At 47.9% G+C, this 16906-nt stretch carries 11 protein-coding genes; 5 read left to right on the top strand and 6 right to left on the bottom strand.

Annotated features, from left to right (window positions below; translation table 11 throughout):
* Positions 1 to 68 precede the first annotated feature (68 nt).
* A complete protein-coding gene (gene trmD / locus ACU37H_RS13655) occupies positions 69 to 743 on the top strand; it encodes a tRNA (guanosine(37)-N1)-methyltransferase TrmD (protein ID WP_472703553.1) in 675 nt (224 codons plus the stop codon).
* Here trmD and ACU37H_RS13650 read toward each other — a convergent pair.
* Together ACU37H_RS13650 and fumC are read right to left on the bottom strand one after the other, a co-directional pair.
* Positions 740 to 1348, bottom strand: coding sequence for a hypothetical protein (locus tag ACU37H_RS13650; RefSeq protein ID WP_472703554.1), 609 nt, complete (start codon positions 1346 to 1348; stop codon positions 740 to 742). The genes trmD and ACU37H_RS13650 overlap by 4 nt on opposite strands.
* Before the next feature lie 127 nt (positions 1349 to 1475).
* On the bottom strand, positions 1476 to 2873 hold the full coding sequence (gene fumC / locus ACU37H_RS13645; RefSeq protein WP_472703555.1) for a class II fumarate hydratase: 1398 nt from the start codon (positions 2871 to 2873) through the stop codon (positions 1476 to 1478).
* 180 nt (positions 2874 to 3053) lie between these two features.
* Here fumC and ACU37H_RS13640 point away from each other — a divergent pair, with 180 nt between their 5' ends.
* Together ACU37H_RS13640 and ACU37H_RS13635 are read left to right on the top strand one after the other, a co-directional pair.
* Positions 3054 to 3689: a C40 family peptidase gene (locus ACU37H_RS13640; RefSeq protein ID WP_494407555.1), complete on the top strand. Its 636-nt coding sequence runs from the start codon at positions 3054 to 3056 to the stop codon at positions 3687 to 3689.
* Positions 3690 to 3825: 136 nt separating this feature from the next.
* Positions 3826 to 5976, top strand: a complete 2151-nt coding sequence (locus tag ACU37H_RS13635; RefSeq protein ID WP_472703557.1) for a heavy metal translocating P-type ATPase — start codon at positions 3826 to 3828, stop codon at positions 5974 to 5976.
* 189 nt (positions 5977 to 6165) lie between these two features.
* Here ACU37H_RS13635 and ACU37H_RS13630 read toward each other — a convergent pair whose 3' ends face one another.
* The 4 genes from ACU37H_RS13630 to ACU37H_RS13615 form a co-directional block, all read right to left on the bottom strand.
* Positions 6166 to 7401, bottom strand: coding sequence for an MFS transporter (locus tag ACU37H_RS13630; RefSeq protein ID WP_472703558.1), 1236 nt, complete (start codon positions 7399 to 7401; stop codon positions 6166 to 6168).
* 63 nt (positions 7402 to 7464) lie between these two features.
* On the bottom strand, positions 7465 to 9030 hold the full coding sequence (locus ACU37H_RS13625) for a RagB/SusD family nutrient uptake outer membrane protein (RefSeq protein ID WP_472703559.1): 1566 nt from the start codon (positions 9028 to 9030) through the stop codon (positions 7465 to 7467).
* A gap of 41 nt (positions 9031 to 9071) precedes the next feature.
* Positions 9072 to 12095 carry a SusC/RagA family TonB-linked outer membrane protein gene (locus ACU37H_RS13620; protein ID WP_472703560.1) on the bottom strand — a complete coding sequence of 1008 codons (3024 nt, stop codon included), beginning with the start codon at positions 12093 to 12095 and terminating at the stop codon, positions 9072 to 9074.
* A gap of 72 nt (positions 12096 to 12167) precedes the next feature.
* Positions 12168 to 13658 carry a trehalase family glycosidase gene (locus ACU37H_RS13615; RefSeq protein ID WP_472703561.1) on the bottom strand — a complete coding sequence of 497 codons (1491 nt, stop codon included), beginning with the start codon at positions 13656 to 13658 and terminating at the stop codon, positions 12168 to 12170.
* Between the two features lie 363 nt (positions 13659 to 14021).
* On the opposite strand from ACU37H_RS13615, the gene ACU37H_RS13610 reads away from it, so the two are divergent.
* Positions 14022 to 14882, top strand: a complete 861-nt coding sequence (locus ACU37H_RS13610; RefSeq protein ID WP_472703562.1) for a helix-turn-helix domain-containing protein — start codon at positions 14022 to 14024, stop codon at positions 14880 to 14882.
* Positions 14883 to 14969: 87 nt separating this feature from the next.
* Entirely contained in the window at positions 14970 to 16883 is a 1914-nt protein-coding gene (locus ACU37H_RS13605) for a RecQ family ATP-dependent DNA helicase (protein WP_472703563.1), read from the top strand.
* Positions 16884 to 16906 lie beyond the last annotated feature (23 nt).

Raw genomic sequence — 16906 nt, 5'->3', positions numbered from 1 at the left:
ACAGCCAGGTATAAACACAGACCGGGATCTGCAGTCCAATCCAAAATCAAAAATATTTAAATCACTTCATGCACATCGACATACTTACCGTACTTCCTGAATTATTAGTCAGCCCCTTAGAACACAGCATTATGAAACGCGCACAGGACAAGGGTTTACTGACAGTACAGGTGCATCACCTGCGCAAATGGGCCGTCAACGAGTATGGACAGATTGATGATTACCAGTATGGCGGAGGAGCCGGTATGGTCATGATGTGCGAACCCCTTGCAAATGCTATCGAAGAACTGTCGAAGGAAAAATCATACGATGAAATCATTTACCTAACGCCTGACGGTGAAACACTGAATCAGCGAATAGCGAACACCCTTTCGTTAAAGAATAGCCTGTTGATGATCTGCGGACATTATAAGGGCATTGACGAACGTATCCGCCAGCAATATATTACCAAAGAAATTTCCATTGGCGATTATGTATTAAGTGGCGGCGAGCTGGCTGCAGCAGTGTTGGTAGATGCTATCGGCAGACTTTTGCCGGGTGTCTTAAACGATGAGACTTCTGCCCTTACCGATTCTTTCCAGGACAATTTACTCGCACCTCCGGTGTACACCCGTCCCGTTGATTTTAGAGGTCATAAAGTACCGGATGTATTGATGAGCGGCGATCATAAAAAAATTGAAGATTGGCGCTATGAACAATCTGTTCAGCGCACCCAGGAAAGAAGACCGGATCTGCTCGATTAGTTCTTTTTAGAAAGAATATAAGCAAATTTCACATCAACCGCAGGGTAGAATGTACCGGTAGAAGGATAGCTGACAGTACTTGCCGGATATCCAATATCATATTGGATAACGCTGGTTCGACTTAAAGCAACAGCATATCCCAAACCACAATGAGTATTGATGATCCATTTACGGCCAATATGACGTTGTAGACCCCAGTGGGCATTTATTAACGCGGCTCCAGTGTTATATTCCGATTCTAATGGAGAAGCAAATTTTATTTTTAGTCCTAAATAATTAGCCGAGTTATAAAGTATGCTTTTGTTTTTTCGGGCACGTTTTCTGATATTATAGTAAAACCGCGGGGCAATATTCAGGTATATCGCTGGAATTTCGTAATCACTATTTGCAAGAACGTAAGAAAAGGAGTTTTCGGAAATTTCATAGTTTCCACCCACTCCGGTATTAAGATCCAAAGTAAATTCCGATGTTAACTTTAGCTCATAGCCGAAACCTATCCCGCCAGGGCCACTTTCAAGTTTGGCTATACTTCGCAGCGACGCATTCTGAGCATTTGTATTCAAACAGAAAACACTGCACGCAATGGCGAAAACAATTTCTCTCATTCGTTTAGTTTTGGTTTATTATTTAAACGCGTCAGACCGGGACGGTCAGACGCGTTGATAAAGCCACAGATGCACCAATAATCTCATTCTTATCCGTGCATCTGTGGCTTGATTATTTATACATCAATTATATCTTTCCTACCATCTTTCCCGGCACCACCCATTCGTCAAATTCCTTTTCTGTGAGGTATCCCAGTTTCACAGCCATTGCTTTCAGCGTCGTCCCTTCTTTGTGGGCCTTCTGAGCGATTTCCGCCGCTTTATAATATCCGATCTTAGGATTGAGCGCCGTTACCAGCATCAGTGAATTATCCACATGCTTTTTAATATTGCTTTCAATAGGGGCCAATCCCACAGCGCATTTATCATTGAAAGAAACACATCCGTCACCAATCAAACGCGCGCTGTGCAGGAAATTGTAGATCATGACCGGCTTAAACACGTTCAGTTCAAAATGACCGTTTGCACCGCCTACGCTGATTGCCACATCGTTCCCCATCACCTGGGCAGCGATCATGGTGAGCGCCTCGCACTGCGTGGGATTCACCTTGCCCGGCATGATGGAAGAGCCCGGCTCATTATCAGGAATGAACAGCTCGCCGATCCCGCTTCTCGGACCGCTGGAAAGCATCCGGATGTCATTGGCGATCTTCATAAGGCTTACCGCCACTGTCTTCAACGCACCATGTGCTTCAACGATCGCATCGTGTGCTGCCAACGCTTCAAACTTATTCTCAGCGGTTTTAAAAGGCAGTTTGGTAAGCCGCGCAATCTCAGCCGCCACGTTTTCGGCATAACCTTCAGGCGTATTGATACCCGTTCCTACCGCAGTCCCGCCGAGGGCCAGCTCGCTCAAATGAGGTAATGTATTTTTGATGGCTTTCAAACCATGATCCAGTTGTGATACATAACCGCTTAGCTCCTGTCCCAGTGTGAGTGGCGTCGCGTCCATAAAATGCGTACGGCCGATCTTCACCACTTTCATATATTGCTTGCTCTTCTTTTTTAAAGTGTCGCGCAGTTTCTCAATGCCGGGGATGGTCACTTCCACCAGGATCTTGTATGCGGCAATATGCATAGCCGTGGGGAACGTGTCGTTGCTGCTCTGGCTTTTATTCACATCATCATTAGGGTGTAAGAATTTCTCTTTATCAGTGAGTTTGCCCCCGTTCAAAACATGTCCGCGATACGCCACCACTTCGTTTACATTCATGTTGCTTTGCGTGCCGCTACCCGTTTGCCAAACCACCAGCGGAAACTCCTGATCCAGCTTTCCGTCCAGTATCTCATCGCATACTTTTCCGATCAGGACACTTTTGTTTTTCGGCAACACTTTCGCTTTCTGGTTGGTGATCGCCGCCGCCTTCTTCAGGTAAGCAAACGCGTGGATGATCTCTTTAGGCATGCGGTTGATATCTTGCGCTATCTTAAAATTTTCAATAGAACGCTGTGTTTGCGCGCCATAAAAAGCATGAGCCGGTACATTTACCTCACCCATGGTATCCTTTTCAATTCTGTATTCCATATTCGTTATTAAATTAATTTAGATGCTAACAAACGTACACAAAATTTTCCATGTGTTTATTTTTTCCCGGCGCTAAAGATGGTGGCTTAAGCTGATCATTTCCACCCGTTTCCCCGATCTCCCGGCCTGACCTGAAAAACGGGTAATGACGCCGACGTCGCCAAGATCCTCCACACGTTTATGGCTCACTTCTTGCACATCATTTCCGGTGCTTCATCAATCGAAAACTTGAAATACTTTATCATCATATTATTGGTATTGTCCGGCCTATTGATCTATGGTTGGGTAATTACAAGGAGCGGGAAGCCCGGGGAGACAGATAATCCCGCGGTGGCATCGTACCCGGCTGACACCCTGCCGCAAACACGAGACAGTTTGCAAAACCCGACCAGACAGTCCTCCGGCTGGCAGCGCGAAATCCCGCTGAATGCCATTGTTGATTTTGCCGAGTCCCTCCTCGGTGTTCCTTACCTCTATGCTTCCAGCGATCCGGCAAAAGGTTTTGACTGTTCGGGGTTCATCACTTACGTATTCAATCATTTTGACCTGAATGTACCACGCTCTTCGGTGGACTTTACAGACAAAGGCACCGAAGTATCCCTTTCAAATGCCCGCCGCGGCGATCTGATCCTGTTTACCGGCACCGACGCTGCATCGGCGGTTGTGGGACATATGGGCATTGTTACTACCAACTCAGACAGTTTGAGATTTATTCATTCCAGCTCGGGGAACGCAGGCGGTGTGACCATAACAGCCCTCAATGATTATTACCGATCGAGATTCGTGAAGGTGATCTCGGTTAAGAACGGGCTTTGATCTACCTGCCGGATCCGATTCGCAACGCTATTGCAATAAAAACCAGTGTTTCTGCAACCTGGTTATAATAATATCATTTTTACCGCCGGGACGTCCGTCAACCTTGCTATAACTTTGCATGTTATAATAGGGAGTTATGGAAACGAACGAGAAAATAAACTGGAAGGTGGAAGGTATGGATTGTGCTACCTGCGCACTGACTATCAATAAATACCTGACTAAAGAAGGCGCAAAAGACGTGAAAGTCAACTTTGCCACCGGCAATGTCAGCTTCGAAAAGCAGCCGGGCATGTCCGCTGAAAATATCTCCAAAGGATTGTCTAATCTCGGCTACACCGTGGTTGGTGACACTCATGACAAAGGTCATGCACACGGCCACGATCATGGAAAAGAAAAAGGAGCATTCCTGAAAAATAATGCACAACGTTTTTGGTTCTGCCTTCCTTTCACATTGATCCTGATGCTGCACATGATCCCTGCTATGCATCACAGCTGGCTCATGCAGCCCTACGTGCAGCTGCCCCTGTGTCTGCCGGTGTATATAGTAGGCATGTCCTTTTTTGGCGTCAGCGCCTGGAAAAGCATGCGCAACGGTATGCCAAATATGAACGTGCTTATCGCGATTGGAGCCACTGCTGCTTTTGTCTACAGCTTGTACGGTGTTTTCACGGGACAAGATGAGTACATCTTTTTCGAGACCGCCGCTACGGTGATTACACTGGTCTTCTTGGGCAACTTTATTGAAGAAAAGGCGGTAGACTCGACGCAGGCACAACTGAAAAAGCTGGCCCAGACACAGGTGGTAATGGCCAACATGATCGCCTATGACAACGAGTACCAGGAAAATGTATTTCCGGTGGAAAGCAGCGCGTTGCGCACAGGAGATTTGATCCTCATCAAAGACGGGGAACAAGTGCCAACAGATTGTAAGATCCTGTGGGGAGAAGTGAGTGTGAACGAGGCCATCATCACCGGCGAAAGTGCGCCTGTAGAAAAACAGGCGAAAGATAAACTGATTGGTGGCAGCATTGTTACCAACGGCACCGCGAAAGCGCAAGTTACAGCCGTAGGGCAGGACACCGTCCTGTCGGGCATTATCAACATGGTGCAGGAAGCGCAGGGCGAGAAACCTCCGGTTCAACAAATGGCAGACAAAATCAGCGCCGTCTTTATACCCGTCGTATTAGGGATTGCCGTGCTGACACTGATCATCAACTGGGTGGTGCTGAAAGAATTTACGCCTTCGCTTATGCGGGCTATTGCCGTGTTGGTGATTGCTTGTCCCTGCGCTATGGGGCTGGCGACGCCGGCTGCCATCGCAGTGGGTTTAGGGCGCGGCGCCCGTAACGGAATATTGTTCCGAAACGCCACGAGCCTGGAAAATTTCAAAAACATCAGGCAGGTGGTCTTTGACAAAACAGGTACACTGACCACGGGCAACTTTTCAATTACGGGTTATCAGATATTGGACCCACGTATATCCGACACGGCTTTTCAATCGCTGGTCTATTCGCTTGAAAAATACTCCAATCATCCCATCGCCAAAGCGTTCACACGTGAGTGGAAAAGTAAAGAAACCATACATTGGCAGAAGATCGAAGAGATCAAGGGAGAAGGTATGCGCGCGCATGATAAAAGTGGCAATGAATATCGCGCGGGGTCTTACAAGATCGCTGCTCACCTGACTCAGGATGATACACATAATATCTACCTGGTAGAGAACAACACCTTGATCGGGTATATCGACGTTGCTGATGAATTGCGTCCCGAAGCTGAAGCAGTGGTGCAATATTTTCACAGTAAAAATATCAAGACGATTTTGCTGAGCGGTGACAAAAAAGCAAAAGCCGATCAGATCGCTGCTCAACTGGGCATCGACGAAGTCATTGCGGAGAAAACACCCGAAGAGAAATTGCAAATCATCGCAGCGAAAAATGCTGCGACACCGACGGCAATGGTTGGCGATGGCATCAACGACGCACCGGCATTGGCGAAAGCAACCATCGGCATCAGCATGAGCGACGCCTCGCAGATAGCCATGCAAACCGCACAGGTCGTGTTAATGAACCAGGGATTGAAGAACCTGCCTATGGCCCTGGGGTTGGGAAGGCATACTTACAAAACCATTAAAGAAAATCTTTTCTGGGCGTTCTCCTACAATATTGTGGCCATACCGGTCGCCGCCCTGGGCTTCCTGACACCTTCTTTCGGCGCGCTGATCATGGCCTTCAGCGATGTAGTGCTGGCCGCCAACAGCAGCCGGTTGTTAGTGAAGAAAGTGGCGTGAACTGAGCGGTTGGGAAGTTAAAAGGTTGACAGAAAAAGTTTTCGTTTATACTGATAAACGTTTTCAACATTGCTATTGCTGATCAGCCTGTAGCACATATGCGTCGGTGCCTTTTAGTTGGTGTAACGAACCGTCCGCCAGCTGGTGAAAAACTGATAACCTGGTTTACTGCTGATAAAATATGGTTCACTAAGATGAAGCGACAATGCGCTTCTTGATTAGTTTCTGAATCATCCAAACGGAGATGATCAGTAGCAAGATAGGAATGATTAAAAAATAAAAAGCGTTGACACCCCCGATACTACCAAACAAGGTGCCCACGATCCTCGATCCCAGCGTTCCGCCCAGCGCAGAAAAAATAATGATCAGCCCCGACATAGGTGCATGCAGATTTTTAGGCAAGTGACTTAAGACCGTAGAATTGAGCAATGGATAAATCGGCGCGATAAACAATCCGATCAAGGGAAGCATATAACCCAGTAAAGGCACTTCGGAAAATGATGTGTACTTTTCTAAGGTGTTTACCGCCTGCAGCTTCGGAAGTATGGCCAGTAGCAGCAGAATGGCAAGAATTGCGCAACCGATCACGATAGCGGCCCAGGAAATTTTCCTGGACATCCATCCCGCGATAAACCGGCCGGCCGCTAAAGAAATGGCCAGTAAGGAAGCCATCCGTACACTTAGCTTCTCTGAAAACAAAAATACCTTTTCGTTGAAGCGGGGCAACCAGGTCATAATCCCCTGTTCGATCATCACAAAGAAAAAGGCAGAACCAATAAATACAAGTACTAAAGGAATGACCAGCAAGTGTATTGAGTTCCTGATATCGTCCTTCCAGTTGGCTCCGGCCGTTTCAGCAGGTACAGAGATGCCTGAAAAAGCAAGAAGCAAAAAAGACATAGCGATCAAACCGCACAACACCAGGTAGACATTCAGCCAGGCATCTGGATCAGTGTCAGAGTAAAAGGCCGGAAACAGGAAGTATGCCGTGGCAATGCCTACCATAAAGACCCCTTCGACGGAGCTCATTAAAGACGAGTGTTGCTGCGGTGTATCGGTCACTATTCCTACAAGACTGTAAACAGATAATTTGATCAATGCAAAACTGACACCCACGGACAGGAACATCATTTTTGCCGCCCAGAAACTGTTGCCAAAGCGCATGCCCAGGCAACCCGCAAAGACAATGAACAAGGCAATAAGCATGGCTCTTTTATAACCCAGCCTGGGCAGAAAGGACGCGATAAAGAAGGATACAATGGCAATCGGCAAATCCTTGAACGCTTCCAGAACAGAGGCGGTTTGTTCGTTGACACCATAAACATTGATTGACTTGGCGATCACGATGCCCACGCTATTGAGCAATATGGCAAACACAAAGTAATTGATGTATAAGAACATGCGGACCTTCCAGTGTGGTATCATGTTGCAAAAATGAAAAAAAGGCCATTGATTTATGGCCTTTTTTGAATCGTTTAAAAAGTATTTTTAGTACCCGGGGTTCTGCACCAGGTTGGGGTTTACTGCAATTTGCTGACTGGGGATCGGGAACACCAGCGTCTTCGGATCGGGATCGGCAGCTTTTTCCTGCCATGGTTCCAGGAACTTGCCGAAACGGATCAGGTCCTGTCTTCTCCATCCTTCCCAGTACAGTTCGCGTGCACGTTCGTCTAACAAATTATCGAGCGTGAGACTGGTAAATGCAGCAACGCCGCGGTTTGCCCTGATGCCGTTCACCAGTGCAAGCGCCTCTCCTACCGTGCCGGTACCACCGCGCAGGATTGCTTCGGCCTGCATCAGCAATACGTCGGAATAGCGATATACCACCCAGTCATTATTTCTTTGTCCCGTTACTGCATAATCGAACGCGTACTTCATTGGACGGATGCCCGCTGTTTCAAGCGTAGCGCCGGAGGTCCTGATGCCTACTTCCCTGGTGAATACCAAAGGTGCGCCAGCCGGGTTTCTTGCATTCAATGGTTCATTGGTTTTCCAGTTATACTGTTGGCCTGCAAAAAAACCTACGTTCTGTCTTTTAAATCCTTTGGTTCTGTTGTAGGTCGTGTCCGCCGGATAATCATAATAAATGCCCCTTCTTTCATCCGTTGCCTGAAACTTATCATAATAGTCAGACAAAGTACACCAGCCATTCCATCCGCCCGGACTCATATTGTAGTGAGCTATTGTATTCCAGGTCCTGTCGACACTTCCACCTCTTTCTCCGTTTTTATTTAGAAGCGTGTAGATGTTCTCAGTGGACTTCACATCGTTGTCCGGCGCAAAATTGTCAAAATACTTTCCGGGCGCCGAAACAGTATACAAGCCTGAAGCCGTGATCTCTTTGGCCAGCGTAATCACCTGATTCATATCAGCTGCATCAAATGTCGGCGACTGCCTGTTGAGGAATGTGCCTTTGTTTAGGTAGATCTTCATCAGCAGTACTTTCGCTGCGTTTCTGTTAGCCACATAGGCTATATCATTATTAGGCAAGGCGCCCATCATCTCGTTGAGCTCCTTAACCATATAATCGATAGCGGCTTGTGGTTGCAGCACTTCAGGCGGAATTCTGAAATCTTCCAGGGACTCACCTTCTCTTAAGGGCACCACACCGTATAGATCAAGCATATCAAACATAGCGATAGCGCGAATAAATCTGGCCTCCGCCTTTTGCTGTTCGCTTGGGCTGTAGCGCAACACATTAGCGGCGTTGAATATCGCCGTACCGAGGCTTACAAAAGTGTTGTTCATGTAACCATTATCGGCGTTCCATGTATGTAAGTGTATTGCGCGGTGCATACCATTATCATCCCAGTCACCGCCCCGGGTAGGCGCCATAGCAGCGTCGGTTGAGATTTCCTGCATCACCCATCGCTGCTCCTGCTGATAAGGTGTGTTCAATGAAGTGTAGGCGGTTACCAGCAGACCTGTGGCTTCTACGTTGGCTCCCTCCTCCAGTTCGCTCCTGAACTCTTCATTAAGTTTCGTACAGGACGGCGTTATGGCGGCAAACGTCCCTAATATTAAAGGTATGTATAGTAAATTTTTAGATTTCATCTCTGTGTGTTTTTAGTAATTATGAATCTTCAGATGGTTGTTTAGAGCGAAAAATTAACGCCCAGTAAAATGGTTCTTGCCGGCGGGTAAGGCAGATACTCAATACCGAGCGAAGGAATACCATTAGTAGCGCCATCTGTATTAACTTCAGGATCGAAACCTGTATATTTCGTGATAATAAATAAATTCTGACCGGTAAGTGATACATTGAAATTTTTCAGCGTTTTTCCGATATCTCCCACGTTATAGCTCAACGTCAGATTGGCCATTTTCAGATAGTTTCCTTTTTCCAGATAGCGGGTAGACGGTGATGCTGAATTGGATGTAGACTCTTTAATATCCGTATTGAAATAAGCCGAACCTATATTTCTTAAAGAAAGGTTACTTACACCCAACACGGTAGCACTCGTGTTATTAAACAGATAATGCCCCATCGCGCCGTTCATATTAGCCCCCAGTGTGAGCTTTTTATAACGAACATTGGTAGAAATACCGAGCAATGTGGTGGGGTTAGGACTGCCCGAATAGAACTTATTGATCGCCGGATCATTTGTCGTGCTGATGCTACCATCTCTTCCAAGATACATGCTGGTTCCCGTTTGGGGATCGAGACCTTCGTATTGAGCGATATACCAAACGTTCAATGGCTGGCCGTTGACCATTCTTTGTCCCAACACACCAGAGAATCCCTGGCCTCGAAGTGCGCCGGTTTCGTAGTAACCGATCAGGCCGCTCACGCTGTTTTTAAGGAAAGTAGCATTACCGGTCAGGTCCCAGTTCCAGTCTTCGCTTCGAACAATATTTCCTGTAAGCGAGATCTCCACACCTTTGTTTACGATCTCACCATCCAGGTTTACCCAGATGCGACCTGCCGGTGCAGGTTGTGCCAGCGTTTGTTCAAACAAGGCATCTGTAGTGGCCTTATGGAAATAATCAACCGATCCATAGATCCTGTTGTTCAGGATCGCAAAGTCGATACCGGCGTTGAAGGTCGTTGAGGTTTCCCATTTCAGATCGGGGTTACCATAGTTGGCCTGGCTGATGCTTTGTGTACCAAACACCAGTCTGTTCAGGGACGCCCCGGAAGGAAACTCCTGGTTACCGGTTTTACCCCATCCCAATCTTACTTTCAACTGGTCGATGTTGTCGTTATTCTTCAGGAAGCTTTCCTCTGCTACATTCCAGGCCACGGCCAAAGAAGGGAAGATCGCATACTTGTTATTCACACCAAACTTGGTCGATCCGTCACGTCTAACGGTGGCGGTCAGCAAATAACGATCTAAATAGTTAAACCCGCCGCGCACAAACAGCGACTGTAACTGGTTGGTCGGGCTCCTGTAAGACGCCAGCTCGCGGGTCGAAATAGTTGAGTACTGCAAGTAATCAAAATAATCAAGGCCGAGGTAGCGGAAGCCGCCGGCAAAGCTAATGTTGTTATTGAAGTTATAATCCAGGTACTCATAACCCGCAACAGCATTGATACTCCAGTCATCAGACACATCTTTGTTATACGAGAGGGTGTGTGTCATTTGCTGATTGGTTTCTCCCGTATTTGAGATAAAGGCCTGCTCGTTATTAATGTTAGCAGGATCCAGGATGCCCGCTCTGAACGCACCCTCCCTGTTACCGGTTTGACGCATCACGCTATACGTAAAACGGTATTCCAGGTCGTCCGTGAATTTATAATAAGGCGACAGGTTGGCCACTAATGTGTTGGTAACCGCCCTGTCTTTAAAAGCTTCCGAACTCGCCAGAGGGTTGCGTGTAGAACTATTAATAAAAGTCAATTCGCCATTTTCATCTCTCAGCGGACGGGTTGGATTCCATTGCAAAGCCTGGGATATAATATTTCCCTGAGAACCAACGCCTACGTTGATAGGAGCATACTGGTTGTTCAATTGTGTAAAAAACAAAGAGAAATCAAGTCCCAGTCTTTTATTTTCGAGAAACTTGTAGTTACCTGTAAAATTGGTAGTGTACTTTTTTAACTGCGAACCAATGATAATGCCCTGTTGGTTAAGGTATCCTCCGGACAGGCGATACTTACCATTCGCACTACCACCTGATACATCTGCATAGTAGTTTTGAGTTACTGCAGTTCTTGTAATTTCATCAAATGCATCCACATTGCTTCCAAAGTCTGCATTATCGGCCTCTTGCGGCGTGTAGAATGCTAATGCTTCGCGAAAACGTGCAGCATCTAAAATCTGTGGTTTCTCCCGCATGTTAGATACGCCTGCGGAAGCGCCTACGGAGATTACAGGATCGCCGACCCTTCCTTTTTTAGTAGTGATGATCACCACACCATTAGCACCTCTCGAACCGTAAATTGCTGTAGCAGAGGCATCTTTAAGGATATCCATGCTGGCGATATCGCCCGGGTTCAGATAGCTCAGTGGGTTACCGCGATCAGAAGAAAATTCTCCGCGGCCTTCGGGTAAAGGCGAGTTGCCTGCCATGGGCACTCCGTCCAGTACAAACAACGGGTTGTTGCTTGCGCGGATAGAAGAGTTACCGCGTATGCGCACTGTTGTGGCGCCGCCGGGTTGCCCTGTGTTGTTAATGATCATGATACCCGGTGTTTTACCTTGTATCAACTGGTCGGGGTTGGTCACGATCCCTTTGTTGAAGTTTTTTTCGCTGATAGTGACCACCGCTCCCGTCACATCTTTTTTACGGGCGGTACCATAACCGATCACGACCACTTCTTCGATATTCTGTATCTCCGGCGCCAGCTGGATATCAGCCGTTGCTACCGCACCAGCAGTAACGGTCACCGATTTCGTAGCAGTGGTGTAGCCGACGAAAGTGACTTCCACCGTGTACGTGCCGCTTTCCACATTAGTAAAAGTGTATTGGCCTTCGGCATTTACCGAGGACTGCACATTCTTTTCGACCAGCGTGACAGTAGCGCCGGGCAGCGTTTCACCTTTCTCGTTGGTGACTTTACCGCTGATACCGCCTCCCTGTCCGTAGCTATAATCAAAAGCAAATAACAATTGCAGCAGCACCATCAGTCCTGCCAGCCGGGTCCCCCTCTTCAAAGAAAAAGAGCGTTTTTTCATAATCATCGCGTTTAAGGTTTTAAAAAAGTTCATTGGCACACGTTTATAGATATTTAAAATTTGATTGGTGATTCAGGCGCTGTGCATCATTTTCAGGTACACGCCATTTGTCCATCCAAAGCCGTCCTGGTTGGGATACTCTCCTCCGGTATGAGCCCCGTCGGCCGTTTTTACTACCGGATATTTTTCCATCAGGTGACCGGTGGCTTCATATCGCTGTTCTACGTTATTCATCCAGTTTGCCCGGATCTTACAGGCCAGTTCGTCGTGCCGGTAACGCCGGGCCGCCGAATAGCCGATCCATTGCAGCGGTGCCCAGCCCTGCACGGCATCCCATTGTTGTCCGGATACCATATCACTTGTCAGCAAGCCGCCTTCTTTCAGGAGATGCTGTTCAACAAAAGACAACACGTCCGCCGCGCGATCATCCGGGCTGATTCCCACATACAGCGGGTAGAGCATCGCCAGCGTCACTGCACTGGTAGGTTCCTGTTGCTTGAAATGATAATCCCTGTAAATACGTGTACGGCCATCCCAGAAATACCGTTCAATAGCTGCCGTACGCCGGGCGACCAGGCGCTCGTATTCCTTTCTCATGGTATGTCTGTCGGAAAGAGAGCAGGCGGCAAGAATTGTTTTCTCCATGTGAAGCAGCATGCAGTTTAAATCTACAGCAAGGATATCCGTCGTGCAAATATTGTGCAAATTTTCACCGTCGCTCAGCCACCGGCTGGAAAAATCCCACCCGGATTCACAAGCCGCGCGGATGTTTCGATACAGCTCCTGGTTGTGGCTTGTGGGACGCCCAACGGCAATATCCAGCGCATACCCTTCCGGCCTGGGGATATTCTCATCGTCCCAGTAGCGGTTGAGAATCGCACCGTCCTGCAAACGGACCACCCGCTCCGCAGCACCGCAGTTTTCCTGCAAGCGGTCGGTTCCCCGCATCCAGAACTGGTGCTCCTTCTGTAAAGCCGGTAAATATTTTATGAGTACTTCAGGACCTTTAACCTCCTCCAGCAATCTTATCATGGAGGAATAAAACGGGATCTGGGAGCGCGTCAGGTAATAGGTCCGGTTCGCGTTGGGAATAAAACCGATATTATCGATCAGGTAAGTAAAGTTATCAACCATCCCTTCCACGAGATCGATGCGGCCACTTTCGATCAGTCCCAGCATGGTGAAATAGCTATCCCAGTAATACAGCTCTTCAAACCGGCCACCGGGTGTCACGTAAGGATGAGGAAGCCCGATCAGGGAGCCTTTATCCCGGGTATTGGTGCGGGTAAGCTGGTCCCATAGCCCATTGATATATTCTGCTATCGGCTTCTGCGCCTTTATCGCCGGTGGCTGATGCTGGGTCGGTAACATAAAATTGTCCTGTACAAACTGCATCAGGTCAAAACCTGCCTGTTCCTTCTCATGCGCATACTTGGCGCCGATATAAGCAAGGGAATGCAGCGGCACCGCATCGGCAAAAGTCTTCTGATCGCTGAAAATACGCTGTGCCTGCACATCGGCAAAGAGCGCACCCGCATTCGGTGGAATATGTATAGCAATCATATCGTTTTCTTTAAAAGCAGCAATCCTGTGGTCCGATCAGGCATCACCGGCTGACCACGAGGCCGGAAGGTCACCCTGGCGAGGTCCCCTTCTGCTCTTTCAAAGTTCATCAACGGGTACCCGTTTAAATAGAACGCTATACACTTTTTCTTCAACTCTATTAATCTTTTTGTTATTTTTAGTATAGCTATCAAATGACAGCAGAGCGTTTCGAAAAAGACAGCCATGTGAAAAAGCGACCCTTTCAAACGCGCTGACCATATCTGGTAGTGACAGCGGATGCATTGCAGCGTTCCTCAACAACAGGAGTACCTTTTCGCTGCCGTCCTTGCCCACATAAACTCATGAGAAAACTAGATCACTATGAAAATTGAATATGAGATCGTCAAATCCGATCCGGGAAGTTCCTTCCGCCTGCTGCACCACAAAATGGTCAGGGGCTCAGACTTCGTCTGGCAATATCATTATCACCCGGAATTTGAAATAGTATATGTACCCAGAGGAACCGGTACGCGTCACGTTGGCAACCATCTGAGCACCTATCAACAGGGAGACCTGGTTCTGATAGGCAGCAACCTTCCCCACTCAGGATTTGGGCTGAATTCACCCGACCTTCACGAAGAAGTGGTCCTCCAGGTGAAGCCGGAAGTATTCTCATTTAATTTTCCTGAAATGAAAGCCATTGAGCCACTGCTGGAGCTTTCGAAATTCGGCATCGCTTTTTCACCAAAAGTGCAGGAGCAGGTGGGCAGGAAAATGCTGAAAATGATCGACCAGCCTCCTTTCAAGAGATTGCTCACCTTTCTGGATATCTTTGAAACGCTGGCGCAGACCAGTGATTACGACCTGCTTAATTCAGACATTCTTCCTTCGACCTTATTATCCAAACACAGGACACGTCTGCAGAAGATATTTAATTATGTAAGCGACTCCTACCAGAACGAGATCGGGATAGAGCACGTTGCAGGGCTGGTGGGCCTGTCTGTACCTTCTTTCTGTAATTTCTTTAAAAAGGCGACCAATATTACCTTTTCAGAATTTGTCAATCGCTACCGCATCCACAAGGCCTGTACGATGCTCCACCTGGACAAGAGCATTTCTGAGGTCTGCTTTGAGTGCGGCTTTAACAACGTGACTTATTTCAACAAAATCTTCAAACAGGTCATGAATGAAACTCCATCCCGCCTTAAGAAAAATCTGAGCGCCGGTTGCCTGGTGGTATAAGCTGCCGGCGACGCGAAACTTCATTGGTGCAGGTTGCTACGGATTAATACATTTAATGTATTTTAGGGCCGGTGTAATACGCTTTATATGAGCACACAAGCACAACAAACCCTCAGGGAATACTTTGGCTTCAACAGCTTCCGGCCTATGCAAGAGGAAATTGTTGACGCCATTTGTCAGGGCAATGATGTGTTGGCGCTCATGCCTACCGGCGGAGGAAAGTCTCTTTGCTACCAGGTGCCCGCCCTCATGAAAGAAGGCCTGTGCCTGGTCATTTCCCCGTTGATCGCCTTGATGAACGACCAGGTTCAAAACCTCCGGCGAAAAAATATTACAGCGTTCAGCATACAAGCAGGCATGCAGCGGCGCGATGTCATCAGCATCCTGGAGACGGCTGCTCACAGCAATTGTAAATTCTTATACGTATCGCCTGAGCGCCTGGAAACAGCGCTATTCAAAGAATACCTGCCGGGCCTTGGCGTTAACCTGATTGCCATTGACGAGGCCCATTGTATTTCGCAATGGGGCTACGACTTCCGACCGCCTTACCTGCGTATTGCCGCATTGCGCGACGAGCTGCCGGGCGTGCCGGTGATCGCGCTGACCGCTTCCGCGACGCCTTTGGTACAACAAGACATTTGTGAAAAGCTGTCGCCGGACGGCGATCACCAGTTTCGCATCTTCAGGCAATCTTTCGAACGGCCGAATTTATCTTACAGCGTTTTCCAGGTGCCCTCGCGCATTCACAAGATCATATCCATATTGAACAGTGTAGCAGGCCCGGCGATTGTTTATTGTAAGACCCGGAAGCGATCAAAAGAAGTGAGCGAACAACTGAACGCACAGGGCATCGACGCTGACTTTTACCACGCGGGCCTTTCGACGGCCGACCGGACACAAAAGCAGGAGCGCTGGATCAAAAATGAGACCAGGGTGATCGTCTCCACCAACGCTTTTGGAATGGGCATCGACAAGCCGGACGTGCGGGTAGTGATTCACGCAGATGTTCCCGACTGCCTCGAAAATTATTACCAGGAAGCAGGACGCGCAGGAAGAGACGGTAAGAAAGCTTTCGCCGTTTTGCTGTATGATGAAAATGAACTCGAACAGTTAAAGGCCCTGCCTGATGTTCGTTACCCAGACACGGAGACCATCCGGAGTGTTTACCGCAATGTGGTACATTACCTGCAACTGCCGGAAGGCGAGCCGCCCGGGCACAGCTATGATTTTAATCTGAAGGACTTTATAAAAAAATTTAACCAGGACGTCCAGACAACCATTTATGGATTGAAGGCGCTGGAACAGGACGGCTGGCTTACTTTCAATGAACAGGTCTTCAGTCAGGCCACCGTCCGCTTTCATATTTACAAAGCCGACCTTTATGAATATGAAAAGACATTTCCGGATTTCGAGCCGTTGATCAAAACGTTGCTGAGAACCTACGAGGGAATTTATGATTATCCCGTTTATATCTCTGAAGGCTTTCTCGCTCACCTGCTGAAATATGACATTGCAGTGGTGAAAGAGCAACTTCACCGGCTTCACGCAGACCGGGTGATCATTTATGAGCCGCAAAAAGATGAGCCGCAGGTCATGCTTACGCGCACCCGCATCAAAACGGCATTGCTTACGATCAGCCTGGAAGAGCATGAAAAAAGAAAAGCACTTTTTGACGAACGCATCGCTACCATCATATCTTATATTCATGACCGAGCCAACTGCCGCAGCCAGATCATCGGACGTTACTTTGGAGACACCGCTATCAGCGATTGCGGCATCTGTGATAACTGTCTTAAAAAGAAAAAGGCTTCACTCTCTGAGAGCACGTTTGACAGCATCACAGAGCAGCTAAAACAGACATTGCAAACACCATTGCCAACAGAAGCTGTTTTTGCAAAACTGAGCCGGTTTCAACGGGATCATATCTGGACCGTGATTAATTATTGGGTGGACGAAGGACGCATGGTGATGGAAAAGGACGGCAAGGTACAATTCAAATAGCGGACTCATTGCCGCGCTGAACA

This window comes from Niabella sp. ZPM-14 (genome assembly GCF_055693045.2).
The sequence above is the reverse complement of the archived record's forward strand: the minus strand, read 5'-3'. Positions and strand labels throughout refer to the sequence as shown.

Coding starts and splice junctions, on each gene's coding strand:
- ACU37H_RS13630 (WP_472703558.1), bottom strand. CDS start 7,401: ATGATACCACACTGGAAGGTCCGCATGTTCTTATACATCAATTACTTT.
- ACU37H_RS13650 (WP_472703554.1), bottom strand. CDS start 1,348: ATGAGAGAAATTGTTTTCGCCATTGCGTGCAGTGTTTTCTGTTTGAAT.
- ACU37H_RS13635 (WP_472703557.1), top strand. CDS start 3,826: ATGGAAACGAACGAGAAAATAAACTGGAAGGTGGAAGGTATGGATTGT.
- ACU37H_RS13640 (WP_494407555.1), top strand. CDS start 3,054: ATGGCTCACTTCTTGCACATCATTTCCGGTGCTTCATCAATCGAAAAC.
- fumC (WP_472703555.1), bottom strand. CDS start 2,873: ATGGAATACAGAATTGAAAAGGATACCATGGGTGAGGTAAATGTACCG.
- ACU37H_RS13615 (WP_472703561.1), bottom strand. CDS start 13,658: ATGATTGCTATACATATTCCACCGAATGCGGGTGCGCTCTTTGCCGAT.
- ACU37H_RS13605 (WP_472703563.1), top strand. CDS start 14,970: ATGAGCACACAAGCACAACAAACCCTCAGGGAATACTTTGGCTTCAAC.
- ACU37H_RS13625 (WP_472703559.1), bottom strand. CDS start 9,030: ATGAAATCTAAAAATTTACTATACATACCTTTAATATTAGGGACGTTT.
- ACU37H_RS13620 (WP_472703560.1), bottom strand. CDS start 12,095: ATGAAAAAACGCTCTTTTTCTTTGAAGAGGGGGACCCGGCTGGCAGGA.
- ACU37H_RS13610 (WP_472703562.1), top strand. CDS start 14,022: ATGAAAATTGAATATGAGATCGTCAAATCCGATCCGGGAAGTTCCTTC.
- trmD (WP_472703553.1), top strand. CDS start 69: ATGCACATCGACATACTTACCGTACTTCCTGAATTATTAGTCAGCCCC.